Below are 13,688 nucleotides of genomic sequence, written 5' to 3'. Positions count from 1 at the left end.
GGACGGAGGCGGCATGCGAACAGAAAAACGTGTGAAGAACACGATAATGTGCGAGTCCGCAACAAAAATTGCTGTGGATCACGATTTGGGCGGTGAATTCTATGGAAATCACCGGTCAAGGGGAATACCTCTGCGGTCTGGCACCGTCAGCGTACGGACGTCTCAGCGAAAAGGCGTATGTCCAACATGAGCCAATAGCCTCTATATTGGTGAAATATCGACTTTTAGGGACTTCTTCGCCATGACGTCATCGCCGCCCCAGCGAGCACCTGCCAGAATCGAACTGACCGAAGTGGGGCTTCGTGATGGCCTGCAGAACGAGGCGCGGGTGCTGTCCACCGAGCACAAGCTCGAATTGCTGCACGGGCTTCACCGGGCCGGACTCAGGCGCTTCGAGCTGACGTCTTTCGTCAGTCCCCGGGCGGTACCGGCGCTGGCCGACGCCGCGGAACTGGTGGCCGCCGCCAAGGGGTTGGCGGATGCCCGCTTCAGCGCCTTGGTGCCCAACCTGCGCGGTGCCGAGCGCGCACTGGAGGTGGGCATCGATCGTGTGGTGCTGTTCGTGTCCGCTTCCGAGACCCACAACGCGCGTAACGTCAATCGCTCGATCGACGCCTCCCTGGCCGGTTTCGCCGATATCGTCGAGCGTCTGTCCGGCAGCGGTATCGAGGTACAGGGCGCCATCGCCACGGCCTTCGGCTGTCCCTTCGAGGGTGACCTGCCGGCCGGGCGCATCGGTGAGCTGGCGCGTCGCCTCGGCGAACTGGGTATCGATGACCTCACCCTTGGCGATACCACCGGCATGGCCACGCCCGCCGTGGTCTCGCGGGTGGTGGGTGAGATCGCCGAACAGGCCCCCGCGGCGCGGCCGATCCTGCACTTTCACAATACCCGGGGTCTGGCGTTGGCCAACGTCATGCAGGGGCTGTCGCTTGGCGTCACGCGTTACGAAAGTGCGGTCGGTGGTCTCGGCGGCTGTCCCTTCGCCCCAGGTGCCAGCGGCAATCTGGCCACCGAGGAGCTGATCTACCTGCTCGAGGAGCTGGGGCATGACACCGGCGTCTCGCTGGAGTCCTTGATCGAGGTGGCGGGGCTTGCCGCGCGGCGACTGGAACGTGCGCCGGGCTCTCAGCTGGCCCGAGCCGGCACTCGGCTCAGGCTGCATCGACCCGATGCGGTGCCCACCGCAAAGGGCTGAGCCAGATCCCTGAACCTGGCAAGACCAGACGACACCACCACAGACATACCGACGGATACGCAAACCTATGGATGCTAGCCCCGGCAGGGATGACAGCGACGACCCGCGGCCATCGACCCAGGACGCCACCGGCCTTGCCCCGGGCAGCCTGGCCGGCATACGTGTGATCGATCTGACCCGGGTGATCTCCGGCCCCTTCGCCAGCCAGATGCTGGGGGATCACGGCGCCGAGGTGATCAAGATCGAGACCCCGGGGGAGGGCGACGTGGTGCGCCGCCAGGGCAATATGGTCAACGGCTTCAGCGCCTACTTTGCCCAGTTCAACCGCAACAAGCGCTCGATCACCCTCAATCTGCGCGAGCCCGAAGGACGCCAGATCCTGAACCGCCTGCTCGAGGACGCCGACGTGCTGGTGGAGAACTTCCGCCCCGGGGTGCTGGCCAAGATGGGACTCGACGACGACACCCTGAGGCAGCGCTTCCCGCGCCTGGTGGTGGGGCGGATCAACGGCTTCGGTTCCACCGGGCCCTACCGCGACCGACCCGCCTACGATTTTGTCGCCCAGGCCATGAGCGGCTTCATGGGCGTCAACGGGGCCGAGGGGGGAGAGCCGATGCGCGCCGCGCCACCGATCAGCGACATGGTGGCGAGCCTCAACCTGGCCTTCGGGGTCAGCGCGGCACTGGTGCGTCGCGAGCGTACCGGCCAGGGCGAGATTCTCGAGACCGCCCTGACCAACGGCCTGGTGGCGATGCTGGGCTATCTGGCGGCGGAGTACTTCGCCACCGGCGAGGTCCCCCGGCGTACCGGCAATGACCATCCCATGCTCTACCCCTACGGCCTGTTCGAGGCCAGCGATGGCGAGGTCGCCATCGCCCCCAGCAGCGAGACCATGGTGCGTCGTCTGCTGGAGGCGCTGGGTCGTGTCGATCTGCTCGAGCAGCCGCGCTTCGCCGACAACGCCCAGCGCATGGCGCACCGCGAGGCGCTGCGCGAGATCCTCAACGAGGTGACGCGCCGGCGCAGTGTGGACGACTGGATCGAACACCTGAACACCGCCGGCGTGCCCTGTGGCCGAGTGCAGGATCTGCGCGAGACCTTCGATGACCCCCAGATCATCGACCAGCGCATGCGCCTGACCCTGGATCAGGGCGAGGCCGGACAGATCGCTACCACCGGCTTTCCGGTGAAGATGCGCGAGGCCCCGGCGATGATCCAGCGACCGGCGCCACAGCTTGGCGAGCATACCGACGAGGTACTGGCCGAACTCGGCTTCGGTGCCGACGAGTGTCGGGCGCTGCGCCAGCGCGGGATCGTCTAGGCTGGGTGGCGGTCCCCGCCGGACAACGCCAGGCGGGTGGCCGCGCAAGATGGCGACTCGACAACCGCCAGGCAATCCGCCAGATGGCCGGTGCCGGCTGGTGACAACGATGCAGGACCGCAGGACCGCAACACCCGAAACGCCAACAACGAAAACGCCAACAACGAAAAACAAGGAGCCTTCCATGCCCTCGACTCTGACCACTCGCCTCGGCCTGCCGCTGCTCGCGCTCGGCCTCGGTGTCTCGACCTCGGCCAGCGCCGTGCCCATCGACGAGTGCATCGCCCCGGCCGACCCCGGTGGCGGCTGGGACTTCACCTGCCGCAGCGTCGGAAAGCTGCTCACCGACCTGGAACTGACCGACGGCTCGGTGCAGGTCACCAACATGCCCGGCGGTGTCGGCGCGGTGGCCTTCTCCAACGTGGCCTCCAAGCGTGCCGATGACAGCAACCTGATCGTCGCCACCAGCACCGTGGGCATGACCCAGATTGCCCAGGGTCGCTATCCCGGGGGTGCCGAGACCATGCGCTGGCTGGGCATGCTCGGTACCGACGTCGGCGTCATCCTGGTCGACGACGACAGCGAGTACGAGTCCCTCGAGCAACTGCTGGAGGCCATCGTCGCCGATCCGACCTCGGTGGCCATGGCCGGCTCCAGCGGTGCCGGTGGCTGGGATCACATTCGGGCATTGATGCTGGCCAAGGCCGCGGGCCTGCCCGGCGACCAGGTCGGCGCCCTGCGTTGGGTGCAGTTCGACGGCGGCGGCCCCGCGGTAACCCAGATGATGGGCAACCACGTGGACGTGGTTTCCACCGACCTGGGCGAGGTCGCCGGCTTCATCGAGTCCGGTGACGTGCGGGTACTGGCGGTGATGTCGGACGATCCGCTGCCCGAGCCCTTCGACGAGCTGCCCACCGCGGTCAGCCAGGGCTATGACGTCACCGGCTACAACTGGCGCGGCTTCTACACCGGCGGCGAGGTCTCCGACGAGGACTACGCCAGCATGGTCGAAGACCTCGAGACCCTTTACGCCAGCGACGAGTGGAAGGACGTGGCAGCCCAGAATGGCCTGGTGCCGCTGTGGCGTGGCGGTGACGACTTCTCGAGCTTCGTCGAGGAATCCATCCAGCGCGTCGAGGCCATCTCGCGCGAGATCGGGGTTATTCAATGAGTCAGATGAGCGACCTCGACGCTCACCAGCATCGCCGGCCGGCCCAGGTCGGCGATCGCCTGGCCGGCGCGGTGCTGCTGGTGCTGGCGCTGGGGGCCTGGTGGCATTCTCATAGCTTCGTCACCGGCTTCATGCAGCCGGTGGGGCCGGGGGCTTTCCCCCGGCTGGTCAGCCTGCCGCTGGCGGCGCTGTCGGCCTACCTGATCCTGCGCCCGGGCTTCAACGAGCGCTGGCCGGATCGTGCCGGCCTGGCCCGGCAGCTGGCGGTGCTGCTGCTGCTGGCGGCCTACGCTGGCCTGCTCGAGCCGCTGGGGTTTGTTCCCGCCACCCTGGCCTGCGCCATCGTACTGACGCGGCTGTTCGGCGCGGCCTGGGGCCAGGCGCTGATCGCCGGCACAGGACTGGCGCTGGGGCTGTACGCACTGTTCGAGTTTGCCCTCGGCATGCCCTTGCCGGACGTGCCCTGGTGGGGAGGGGGACACTGATCATGGAAACGCTTGCCTTTCTTGCCCAGGGCTTCGCCGTGGCGACCCAGCCGGAATTTCTGCTGCTGGCGCTGATCGGCTGCGCCGTGGGAACCCTGATCGGGGCGCTGCCAGGGCTCGGCCCGGTCAACGGGGTGGCGCTGATGATCCCGCTGGCCTTCAACTTCGGCCTGGATCCCACCGCCGCGCTGATCCTGCTGGTCAGCGTCTACTATGGCTGCATGTACGGTGGGCGGATCAGTTCCATCGTGCTCAATATCCCCGGCGACGAGCCGGCGATGATGACCACTCTGGACGGCTACCCGATGGCCCTCAAGGGGCGCGGCGGCGAGGCCCTGGGGCTGTCGGCGGTGGCTTCCTTCGTCGGCGCCACCATCGCCACCATCGGGCTTACGCTGTTCGCGCCGCTGTTGGTGGACCTGGCGATCAAGTTCGGTCCGGCCGAGTACTTCGCGCTGTTCCTGCTGGCCTTTGCCACCATCGGCGGGGTGACCAGCGGCAGCTTTACCAAGAGTTTCATCGCCGCCTGTCTGGGCCTGCTGCTGGGGACCGTGGGCATCGACCCGGTGTCCAGCGTCGCGCGCTACACCTTCGGCACCTTCGAGCTCTATGACGGCATCGACTTTATCGTGGCCCTGGTGGGACTGTTCGCCATCTCCGAATGCCTGGTGTTTCTCGAACAGCGCCACGACGCCGACAAGCCGCATATCAAGCTGGGCTCGGCCTGGCCGGGGATGAAGGCGTCGCTGTCGTGCAAGGGCACCATCGGTCGTGGCTCGCTGATCGGCTTCGTCTCCGGGGTGCTGCCCGGCGCCGGCGCCTCGCTCGGCAGCTTCCTGTCCTACATGCTCGAGAAGCGCTGGCTGGGAGCCAAGGGGGACTTCGGCAACGGCGACCCGCGCGGCGTGGCCGCGCCCGAGGCAGGCAACAACGCCGCCGCCGGTGGCGCGCTGATTCCGATGCTGTCGCTGGGCATTCCCGGCAGCGGCACCACCGCGATTCTGCTGGCCCTGCTGCTGTCGATGAACATCACCCCGGGGCCGCTGTTGTTCGCCCAGCAGCCCGAGATGGTGTGGGGCCTGGTGGCGGCGCTGTTTATCGGCAACATCATGCTGCTGGTGCTCAACGTACCGCTGGTGGGACTGTTCGCCCGGGTGCTGCAGGCCCCCAGCTGGCTGCTGATGCCGATGGTGGTACTGATCGCCTTTGTCGGGGTCTATTCGCTCAACAACAGCCCCTTCGATCTGTACATGATGCTGGCCTTCGGGGTGCTCGGCTATGTGCTCAGAAAGCTCGAGATTCCCACCGTGCCGGTGGTGCTCGGCCTGCTGCTGGGCGGACAGATGGAGTTCAATCTGCGCCGGGCGATGTCGATCAGCGGTGGTGACTGGAGCATCCTGGTCAACAGCGGGATCTCGATCGGGATCTACGCCTTCGCCGCCACCCTGATCGTGGCCGGAGCGGTCTACGCCATGATGCTCAAGCGTCGGCTGGCGTAGAGAAGCGTCGCTAAAGCGTCGCTAAAGAAAGAGGGCCCGGTGGAGGTGTATCCACCGGGCCTTTCCATCGACTTTCCATCGACTTTCCATCGATGCGCCTAGGGCCTGTCGCGAGGGTCTTGCAGACCTCGCGGTCGTGGCCTTGCAGGTGTCGTCCCGGGTGTCAGAATGGAGGGCCACAAGGAGGGGCCATCGATGAAGACCATGAACTGGGAACGACTGCTCGATCCGGGCCGACTGCACGATCCGCGCGGCGGGACTCGTGACGAGGTGGGACGCAGTCCCTTCCACAAGGATCACGATCGCATCGTCTTCGCCGGCTCCTTTCGCCGCCTGGGACGCAAGACCCAGGTGCATCCCCTCACCGACAACGACCATATCCACACCCGCCTGACCCACTCGCTTGAAGTGGGCTGCGTCGGCCGTTCGCTGGGCATGAGCGTGGGCGAGCTGCTGCGTGACCGCCTGCCCGACTGGATCACTCCGGCGGATCTGGGGGTGATCATCCAGGCGGCCTGTCTGGGGCACGACATCGGCAACCCCCCTTTTGGCCATGCCGGTGAATACGCCATCCGCGACTGGTTCAAGTGCGCCGAGGTCAACGGCAGCGGGCTGCTCGAGGGACTGTCGCCGCTGGAGCGCGAGGACCTGCTGACCTACGAAGGCAACGCCCAGGGCTTTCGTATCGTCACCCAGATCGAGTACAACCAGTTTCGCGGCGGCATGCGCCTGACCGCAGCGACCCTCGGTACCCTGCTCAAGTATCCGTGGACGGTGACCCACGGTGGCAAGGCCGGCAAGTTCGGCTGCTATCAGAGCGAACTCGGTGCACTTGAGCAGGTGGCCGACCATCTGGGACTGATTCCCCAGGGCGAGCACCGCTGGTGTCGCCATCCGCTGGCCTGGCTGGTGGAGGCCGCCGATGACATCTGCTACGCCCTGCTCGACCTCGAGGACGGGGTGGAGATGGATATCCTGGCCTTCGACGAGGTGGCCGAGATCCTGACCCAGATCGCCGGTGGCGAGCCGTCGGACTACGCCGAGATGAACCGTACCGGTGTGTCTCAACGCCGGCGTATCGCGGCGCTGCGAGGGGCGGCCATGGAGCGAGCGGTCACCGACGTGGGCCAGGTGTTCGTCGAGCATGAGCAGGAGCTGCTTTCCGGGACGCTTCAGGATGACCTGCTGGAGCTGTGCCACCCGGATCTGGACTGGGGGGTCAAGCTGGCCAAGCAGCTGGCGCGCAAGCGCATCTTCCGCAATACCCGCAAGGCCAAGCTGGAGATCGGTGCCTACACCACCCTCGGCATTCTGCTCGAGGCCTTTATCGGCGCGGCCCACGAGTTGCACCACACCGGCCATTCGAGCTTCAAGCACCAACGGGTGCTGGCGCTGATCGGCGAGAACACCCCGCTGCCGTCCTGGTCCCTGTACGACAGCTATCGACGCATGCTCGACTTTATCGGTGGGATGACGGACCACTACGCGGTCGACCTGGCGCAAGAGATGGGCGGCAAGCTACGTGGTGATTGAAAAACTGAGTGTGTTCAGGCGGTAAGCGCGGGGTGATTGAACCAGGGCGTTCCGGCCAACAGAGTCCAGCGGCGGACGATAGGGCGTTTGTCGCTGCACGGCCTAAGTCAATGGATGACGTTTGATGCAGCAAGACTGCTTATACTGGGGAAAACGATAACAAGGTATGGCCCGTGAAAAGGAAATCCTCCCCCGCCTCTTCCGATCAAGGCTTTGATGCGATCGACAAGCCCACCTTCTTCGGTTCGCTGTTTCTCCTCCTTGCTGTCACTCTGCCTCTGGTGGTGTTCCCCGAACAGGGAGCAACCTGGGTCATCGCGGCCAAGAACTTCATTACCAATGAGCTCGGTGTGCTGTATCTGGCCCTGGGGCTCGGGGCCAGCGGCTTCATGCTGTTCATCGTGTTCAGCGATATCGGCCAGATCAAGCTGGGTGACCCTGAGGAGCAGCCGGAGTTCTCGACCCTGTCCTGGGCGGCGATGCTGTTCTGCGCCGGTATCGGCGCCTCGATCCTCTACTGGTCGATGATCGAGTGGATCTACTACTACCAGGCGCCACCCTTCCATGTGGAACCTCAGTCGCCGGATGCGGCACGCTGGGCGGCGGCCTACGGTATCTTCCACTGGGGGCCGGTGGCCTGGTCGATCTATCTGATCCCGGCGATTCCCATTGCCTACTTCTACTACGTGCGCAATCACAGCGTGCTCAAGATCAGCGAGGCGCTGATGCCGGTGCTGGGCGAGAGCCGAGCCCACCGCTGGCCGGGCAAGCTGATCGACGTGCTGTTCGTGTTCGGTATGCTGGGCGGCGGTGCCACCACCCTGGGACTGGCGGCGCCCTTGATCAACGAGGGGCTGCATGAGCTGTTCGGTTTTCCGAAGACCCTGGCGACGCGCATCTTCGTGCTGATGCTGTGTACCGTTGTCTTCGGCTACAGCGCCTTCGTCGGCCTCAAGAAGGGCATCAAGGTGCTGTCGGACATCAACTTCTGGCTGGCGGTATCGCTGCTGACCTTCGTCTTCATCGTCGGGCCGACCCAGTTCATGGCCAGCACCGGCCTGGATGCCCTTGGCAGGGTGCTCAGCAATCTGGTGCACATGGGCACCTGGACCGAGCCCTTCGCCCGCTTCGAGAATTTCCAGGACACCCACTTCCCTCAGGACTGGACCATCTTCTACTGGGCCTGGTGGCTGGTGTTCGCCCCCAGCGTCGGCCTGTTCATCGCGCGCATCTCCCGCGGCCGCACCATCCGCTCCATGGTCGCGGGCTCGATCTTCTTCGGTACCCTGGGATGCGCCCTTTTCTTCATCATCCTCGGCAACTACGGTCTCTACCTGCAGCTGTCCGGCACCCTGGATCTGGTCACCATCCTTAATGAGCAGAGCCCCACGGCGGCGATCTTCGCTACCCTGTCGACCCTGCCGCTGAGCTACCTGGTGATCTTCGCCTTCACCCTGCTGGCGCTGATCTTCACCGCCACCACTTTCGACTCCATCTCCTACATCCTGGCGGCGGTGGTACAGAAGGAGGTCGACGAGGAACCGATGCGCTGGAATCGACTGTTCTGGGCCTTTGCGCTGTCGTTCATGCCGGCGGTGCTGATGTTCATCGGTGGACTCGAGACCCTGCAGACGGCCTCGGTGGTAGGGGGGGTGCCCTTGCTGCTGGTGGCGCTGTTGTTGTGCATCTCGACCGTCCGGGCGGCCCACTACGATCTGCGCTATCAGCCCGACTACACCGACAAGGAAATCTATATCGAGGAATTCCCCGAGGATGATCCCTGGACCGAGGAAGGCACCTGGGAGTTGCCGGAAGGGGAGCACCACGGTGTCGATCATGACGACAAGCCCCACCAGGAGGGCGACCCGGCGAGCCATCCTTCACGGCTGTAATCAGCGCTCAACGCCGACTGCCCGGGCCACCGTCATTGCGACGGTGGCCCGTTTTCTTGTGGTCGATCCTGTGAAGGGGGATAGCTCCGAGAGCGGCGACCAGCAAGGATCAGGCCGCCTGGCGCCAGCTATCCTGCTCGAGGTGTTCGAGGATCGCCTCTCCCACGCTGGTCTCGGGGGAGTCGATGCCCTGGTTGCCGAACAGGCGGTTGAACTCCAGCACCATCGGGGCGTCGTCGACCATGGCGATGTCGAAGCCGGCGTGATCGATGCCCAGGCGCTGGGCCAGGGTGGTGGCAAGCTCGATGGCGGAGGCCGGCACCGGGTCGTGGCGGATCTCGCCGCCGCGTGCCACATTGGTGCGAAAGTCGCCCAGCGGGCTCTCGCGCCAGTAGGCGGCCAGCACCCTGCGCCCGACCACCACGATGCGCAGGTCGCGTTCGATGGGCAGGTAGCGCTGGGCGTAGAGCAGATTCTCGCTGGACAGGTGATCGATCAGCGCCTCGCGGGAGCGAATCAGGCGCACGCCCTCGCCCATGGAGCTGCGCACCCGCTTGACCACGAACGGGTAGCCGAAGCGCGCCTCCACCTGGTGGATGGCGTCTGAATTGACCCCGAGGATGGCGGTATCGGGCGTTGCCTCGGGGCAGCAGGCCTGGAAGGCGCGGGTCTGTTCGATCTTGTCGTGACCCAGGTGATAGCTGGGTAGACTGGGAAAGACGCGCGGATTGAGGCCGTAGGCCAGGGCATTGATCTGCCAGTATTCGGGGAACAGCAGGGCGTCGGCATCGGCCAGGGCCTGGCGATGGTCATTCATGTGCTCAGGCTTGATGTATCGCGCCCCCGGGACCCCCAGACTCCGTAACGGATCGAAGGTGATCAGGTTCATGAGACAGTCATCCGAGAAAGACGAAAGAGGATTGAAGCGAGGCGGCGCACCTTGCCAACTGTGGTCGCCGATTGCAAGGCGGCAGGGCGGCCGGGGAGCCCGTCGACGGCAACCATGGCGCGCGCTGGCTGCGGTGCTGCTGGCCCTCACCATGGTCGCTGGCGCCCAGGCCCACGAGCCGCAGGAGCAGCGTGAGGCACTGGAGGATCTCGAGCGAGAGCACTTCGATCATTATGTGCTGGCGCTGACCTGGCATCCCGGGTTCTGCGCCAGCCGTCGTCAGCCGCCACGAGAGTGCCGGGATCCGTCGCTGATGGTCGGGGCCGACGATGGCTTCGTGATCCACGGGCTGTGGCCGTCACGCCCCGTCAGGCTGATCTCACAGGGCGTCAGTGTCAGCGAGTGGCGCCGCCAGGGCTGCTTTCTTGAACGCCCGAGGCCAGCGGGCGATTTCTGCCAGGCAGGGCCTGCCATCGATATCGGCTCATCGCTTGAACAGGAGCTCGACGACGCCATGCCCGGCAGGGCCAGCTGCCTCGACCGTTACGAGTACGCCAAGCACGGTGCCTGCCTGTCGATCAGCGATGATGACTTCTTCGACGGTGCCCTGGCGCTGACCGAGATCGTCAACGCCGGGGCCCTGGGGGACTTCATGCGCGACAACCGAGGTTCGACGGTCAGGCGCAATGCGCTGATCGCGGCCTTCGAGGAGGCTTTCGGCCGGGGTACCGGCAGCTCCCTGTCGCTGCAGTGCGGGGGCTCGGGCAACCGACTGCTCACCGAGGTGCGCATCGGCCTGGAGGCGGAGCATATCGATGACTTCCCGGCCAGAAAGAGCTTCGCTCCGGTGGATCATGGACGCTGCCCCAGCCGGATCGAGCTGCGCCGCTTCTAGATGGACGGGCCTTCCAGGTGGCCAAGTTCCCGCGTCAGTGTTCGCCGGTTCAAGGCCTCGATGACCCGGTCGTGCAGCGTCGGATCCATCGGCGCGATACCAGGGCAGGCGTCGGTCAGATGGGCGGCAAGCCCTTCTCCGCTGACCACGGCAAGATCGTCGTCGGGGACCTCACGTTCGATCTTCCAGCCGGGCAGGGCAAGGATGCCCTTGACCGGCACCGGCTGCCCCAGTTCGCGACATAGCCAGGAAGCGACCCAGCGGGTGGCCTGGCGGGCCTTGCGCTGGGGGCGTCGCTCCATCCAGCCGGGAAAGCGCAGGCGCTCGTGTTCGACCACCACGGTGTCCTCGGTCTCGCCGGCGGGACTGATGGCCGGGGTGCGGGCACGGGTCTCGATGACGAAGACGGCGTGGGGGGTGATCGCCACGTGGTCGATCACGAAGGTGTCGGCGGGTACGTCGTGGAACACGAAGTAGGGGTGGGCTTCGGGACGAATCAGGCGTTCGAGCTCCTGGCCCACGGCCAGTTCGCAGGCGAGCCCCAGCTTCAGTCGACGGATACGCTGGTAGTCACGCATCAGTCGGAAGCTGACCACGATCGCCAGCAGTGTGCACAGCACACCGTAGAGCGCCCATTCGATCCAGTTCTGGTGGCGCGAGAACAGCATCCTGCCCATGCCGTAGACCAGTGGGGTCAGCACCAGTACGGGGCCGAGGGCGGCGTTGAGGAACAGGGTGGCGAAGGCGCGATCCAGCCGATCGCGCAGGGCCTGCCCAGGCTCACGCAGTGGATGGGCGTCGAACGGCGAGCGTACTCGCGCGTCGTGCAGGCTTCGGAGTGCCACCACCACCGTGGCGGCCGCCGCGAGGGGGAACAGAAAGAACAGCGGCAGCAGGTAGTCCAGCCAGGCCATCGGCACTCCTTGCCCGTGAAGAATCCCGTCCATTGTAGACAACGACGTGCCTGTTGGGCCATGGCGCCCTTGGTCTTATCGATCGCCCGGGGGTAGTCTTGGCCTTGGGGGCTGGGCTGACGGGCCTGCCCCGGGTGTTGGTGCGCGGTCACAAGGGGAGGAGCAATGACGAATGTCGGCGGCGGTAGCGAGGCTCGAACTTGCGTCAACCGAGACGCGTCAGCGTCGGCGATGGATGCGCTGTACGCTCTCGTCTGTCGTCACCGGCGCATCGCGGTGCTTAGTGGCGCCGGCATCAGCACCGCCAGCGGTATCCCCGACTATCGCGACGCCCAGGGCGAGTGGAAGCGTTCGCCGCCGATCGACCATCGCGACTTCATGTCTCGCCACGCCTCGCGTCAGCGCTACTGGGCGCGGGCGATGATCGGCTTTCGTGTGCTCAATGAGGCCAGCCCCAACGCGGCGCACCGGGCCATCGCCGAGCTCGAACTGCGCGGCAAGGTCTCCGGGGTGATCACCCAGAACGTCGATGGTCTGCACCAGCGCGCGGGGACCCGGCGGGTCATCGATCTGCACGGCAGGGCGGATCTGGTGGTGTGCATGAGCTGCGGTGCGCGCCAGATGCGCCATGCCCTGCACGATGAGCTGGCACGCTGCAATCCGCAGTGGGTGGCGCAAACGTCTCCGGTGCGGCCTGCGCCGGATGGCGATGCGGACCTGGAGGCGGACTTCTCGAGCTTTCGGGTGCCCTCCTGTGGCCGCTGTGGCGACGGTATCTGGAAGCCCGATGTGGTGTTCTTCGGCGACAACGTGCCAGCGGCGACGCTGGCCAGCGCCCGAGGGCTGCTCGAGGACAGCGACGCCCTGCTGGTGGTCGGCAGTTCGCTGATGGTCTATTCCGGCTTTCGCTTCGTGCGCGAAAGCGTGAAGGCGGGACGCCCGGTGGCCTGCATCAATCTGGGGCGCACCCGCGCCGATGAACTGTTCGACGTCAAGCTCGAGGCCCCGGCGGATCAGGCGCTGGAAGCGCTGGTCCAGGATCTGGGCTAGGCGCCGCCCCAGCCACTTCTTAGACGAGCCAGAGCTCAGCCTCCGGCCAGCTTGACCCTGTAGCCTTTCTTCTCCAGGGCGTCTTTCAACACCTGGCGATGGTCGCCCTGGATCTCGATGACGCCGTCCTTCAGCGCGCCACCGGTGCCGCAGCGCTTCTTCAGCTCCTTGGCCAGGGCCTTCAACTCCTTGTCGGCAAGCGGCACGCCGTCGATGGTGGTGACGCCCTTGCCCTTGCGTCCGCTGGTTTCCCGGCGGATTCGCACCACCCCATCCAGGCTGGCCAGGCGCGCCTGGTCCTGGATCTCGTCGCAGCGGCAGGCGTCCTTCGGTTCACGGCAGTCCGGGCAGATGTCGCCGTGTTCGGTGGAGTAGACCAGCGAGCCGAGTTGTTCCTTCAGCGATGCCATGGTGGTGCGCTCCTGTCGGGTGGTGCGATGGTGCGGTCGAATCAGGCCAGCTGGACCGGGATGGCGTTGCTGGTGTGGCTGATCTCGTTGCCTTCCTGGAGGTAGACCAGGGAGGGCTTGTGCTGGTCGAGTTCGCTGTCGCTGTAGTGGGCGTAGCTGCAGATGATCACGCGCTGGCCTTCGCTCGCCAGGTGGGCAGCGGCGCCGTTGACCGAAATCACCTTGGAGCCTTCCTCGGCACGGATGGCATAGGTGGTGAAGCGCTGGCCGTTCTCGACGTTGTAGATCTGGATCTGTTCGTTTTCGCGGATACCGGCGAGGTCGAGCAGTTCACCGTCGATGGCGCAGGAGCCTTCGTAGTTGAGCACGGCGTGGGTCACGCGAGCCATGTGCAGCTTGGCCTTGAGCATGATGGTGTACATCTAGGGGGC

General features: G+C 65.6%; 13 protein-coding genes. 9 read left to right on the top strand and 4 right to left on the bottom strand.

Going from position 1 to position 13,688, the window contains the following annotated elements; genetic code table 11:
* Positions 1 to 241: 241 nt before the first annotated feature.
* From NFG57_RS19145 to NFG57_RS19115, 7 genes are all read left to right on the top strand, one after another.
* A complete protein-coding gene (locus tag NFG57_RS19145) occupies positions 242 to 1,198 on the top strand; it encodes a hydroxymethylglutaryl-CoA lyase (RefSeq protein ID WP_253554310.1) in 957 nt (318 codons plus the stop codon).
* A gap of 67 nt (positions 1,199 to 1,265) precedes the next feature.
* Positions 1,266 to 2,519, top strand: a complete 1,254-nt coding sequence (locus NFG57_RS19140) for a CoA transferase (RefSeq protein ID WP_306169170.1) — start codon at positions 1,266 to 1,268, stop codon at positions 2,517 to 2,519.
* Positions 2,520 to 2,703: 184 nt separating this feature from the next.
* Positions 2,704 to 3,690 carry a tripartite tricarboxylate transporter substrate-binding protein gene (locus NFG57_RS19135; protein WP_213229394.1) on the top strand — a complete coding sequence of 329 codons (987 nt, stop codon included), beginning with the start codon at positions 2,704 to 2,706 and terminating at the stop codon, positions 3,688 to 3,690.
* 5 nt (positions 3,691 to 3,695) lie between these two features.
* The gene (locus NFG57_RS19130; RefSeq protein ID WP_045992378.1) at positions 3,696 to 4,175 is read left to right on the top strand and encodes a tripartite tricarboxylate transporter TctB family protein; all 480 of its coding nucleotides are present in this window, start codon (positions 3,696 to 3,698) and stop codon (positions 4,173 to 4,175) included.
* Between the two features lie 2 nt (positions 4,176 to 4,177).
* Positions 4,178 to 5,674, top strand: a complete 1,497-nt coding sequence (locus NFG57_RS19125; protein WP_045992377.1) for a tripartite tricarboxylate transporter permease — start codon at positions 4,178 to 4,180, stop codon at positions 5,672 to 5,674.
* Between the two features lie 195 nt (positions 5,675 to 5,869).
* Positions 5,870 to 7,207 carry a deoxyguanosinetriphosphate triphosphohydrolase gene (locus NFG57_RS19120; protein ID WP_213229398.1) on the top strand — a complete coding sequence of 446 codons (1,338 nt, stop codon included), beginning with the start codon at positions 5,870 to 5,872 and terminating at the stop codon, positions 7,205 to 7,207.
* 173 nt (positions 7,208 to 7,380) lie between these two features.
* Positions 7,381 to 9,099 (top strand): BCCT family transporter, encoded by a 1,719-nt coding sequence (locus NFG57_RS19115; RefSeq protein ID WP_348814966.1) that lies wholly within the window; start codon positions 7,381 to 7,383, stop codon positions 9,097 to 9,099.
* Between the two features lie 109 nt (positions 9,100 to 9,208).
* Here NFG57_RS19115 and NFG57_RS19110 read toward each other — a convergent pair whose 3' ends face one another.
* Positions 9,209 to 9,988, bottom strand: coding sequence for a hypothetical protein (locus NFG57_RS19110; protein WP_213229402.1), 780 nt, complete (start codon positions 9,986 to 9,988; stop codon positions 9,209 to 9,211).
* Positions 9,989 to 10,121: 133 nt separating this feature from the next.
* Between NFG57_RS19110 and NFG57_RS19105 the strand changes: the two genes are divergently transcribed.
* Positions 10,122 to 10,883: a ribonuclease I gene (locus tag NFG57_RS19105; RefSeq protein ID WP_239452533.1), complete on the top strand. Its 762-nt coding sequence runs from the start codon at positions 10,122 to 10,124 to the stop codon at positions 10,881 to 10,883.
* Here NFG57_RS19105 and NFG57_RS19100 read toward each other — a convergent pair.
* The gene (locus tag NFG57_RS19100; RefSeq protein WP_045993302.1) at positions 10,880 to 11,797 is read right to left on the bottom strand and encodes a nuclease-related domain-containing protein; all 918 of its coding nucleotides are present in this window, start codon (positions 11,795 to 11,797) and stop codon (positions 10,880 to 10,882) included. The two genes, NFG57_RS19105 and NFG57_RS19100, sit on opposite strands and share 4 nt — an antisense overlap.
* A gap of 165 nt (positions 11,798 to 11,962) precedes the next feature.
* On the opposite strand from NFG57_RS19100, the gene NFG57_RS19095 reads away from it, so the two are divergent.
* Positions 11,963 to 12,847, top strand: a complete 885-nt coding sequence (locus NFG57_RS19095; RefSeq protein ID WP_108132172.1) for an NAD-dependent protein deacetylase — start codon at positions 11,963 to 11,965, stop codon at positions 12,845 to 12,847.
* Between the two features lie 35 nt (positions 12,848 to 12,882).
* Here NFG57_RS19095 and NFG57_RS19090 read toward each other — a convergent pair whose 3' ends face one another.
* Positions 12,883 to 13,257 carry a translation initiation factor Sui1 gene (locus NFG57_RS19090; protein WP_045993300.1) on the bottom strand — a complete coding sequence of 125 codons (375 nt, stop codon included), beginning with the start codon at positions 13,255 to 13,257 and terminating at the stop codon, positions 12,883 to 12,885.
* Between the two features lie 41 nt (positions 13,258 to 13,298).
* A complete protein-coding gene (gene panD / locus NFG57_RS19085) occupies positions 13,299 to 13,679 on the bottom strand; it encodes an aspartate 1-decarboxylase (RefSeq protein WP_045993299.1) in 381 nt (126 codons plus the stop codon).
* Positions 13,680 to 13,688 lie beyond the last annotated feature (9 nt).

It is taken from the genome of Halomonas sp. H10-59, from assembly GCF_040070555.1.
Classification (GTDB): Bacteria; Pseudomonadota; Gammaproteobacteria; order Pseudomonadales; family Halomonadaceae; genus Halomonas; species Halomonas litopenaei.
The sequence above is the reverse complement of the archived record's forward strand: the minus strand, read 5'-3'. Positions and strand labels throughout refer to the sequence as shown.

Bases quoted from the DNA above. Each gene is read 5' to 3' on its own strand.
- NFG57_RS19145 (WP_253554310.1), top strand. From the start codon at position 242: ATGACGTCATCGCCGCCCCAGCGAGCACCTGCCAGAATCGAACTGACC.
- NFG57_RS19140 (WP_306169170.1), top strand. From the start codon at position 1,266: ATGGATGCTAGCCCCGGCAGGGATGACAGCGACGACCCGCGGCCATCG.
- NFG57_RS19135 (WP_213229394.1), top strand. From the start codon at position 2,704: ATGCCCTCGACTCTGACCACTCGCCTCGGCCTGCCGCTGCTCGCGCTC.
- NFG57_RS19130 (WP_045992378.1), top strand. From the start codon at position 3,696: ATGAGCGACCTCGACGCTCACCAGCATCGCCGGCCGGCCCAGGTCGGC.
- NFG57_RS19125 (WP_045992377.1), top strand. From the start codon at position 4,178: ATGGAAACGCTTGCCTTTCTTGCCCAGGGCTTCGCCGTGGCGACCCAG.
- NFG57_RS19120 (WP_213229398.1), top strand. From the start codon at position 5,870: ATGAAGACCATGAACTGGGAACGACTGCTCGATCCGGGCCGACTGCAC.
- NFG57_RS19110 (WP_213229402.1), bottom strand. From the start codon at position 9,988: ATGAACCTGATCACCTTCGATCCGTTACGGAGTCTGGGGGTCCCGGGG.
- NFG57_RS19100 (WP_045993302.1), bottom strand. From the start codon at position 11,797: ATGGCCTGGCTGGACTACCTGCTGCCGCTGTTCTTTCTGTTCCCCCTC.
- NFG57_RS19095 (WP_108132172.1), top strand. From the start codon at position 11,963: ATGACGAATGTCGGCGGCGGTAGCGAGGCTCGAACTTGCGTCAACCGA.
- NFG57_RS19090 (WP_045993300.1), bottom strand. From the start codon at position 13,257: ATGGCATCGCTGAAGGAACAACTCGGCTCGCTGGTCTACTCCACCGAA.
- panD (WP_045993299.1), bottom strand. From the start codon at position 13,679: ATGTACACCATCATGCTCAAGGCCAAGCTGCACATGGCTCGCGTGACC.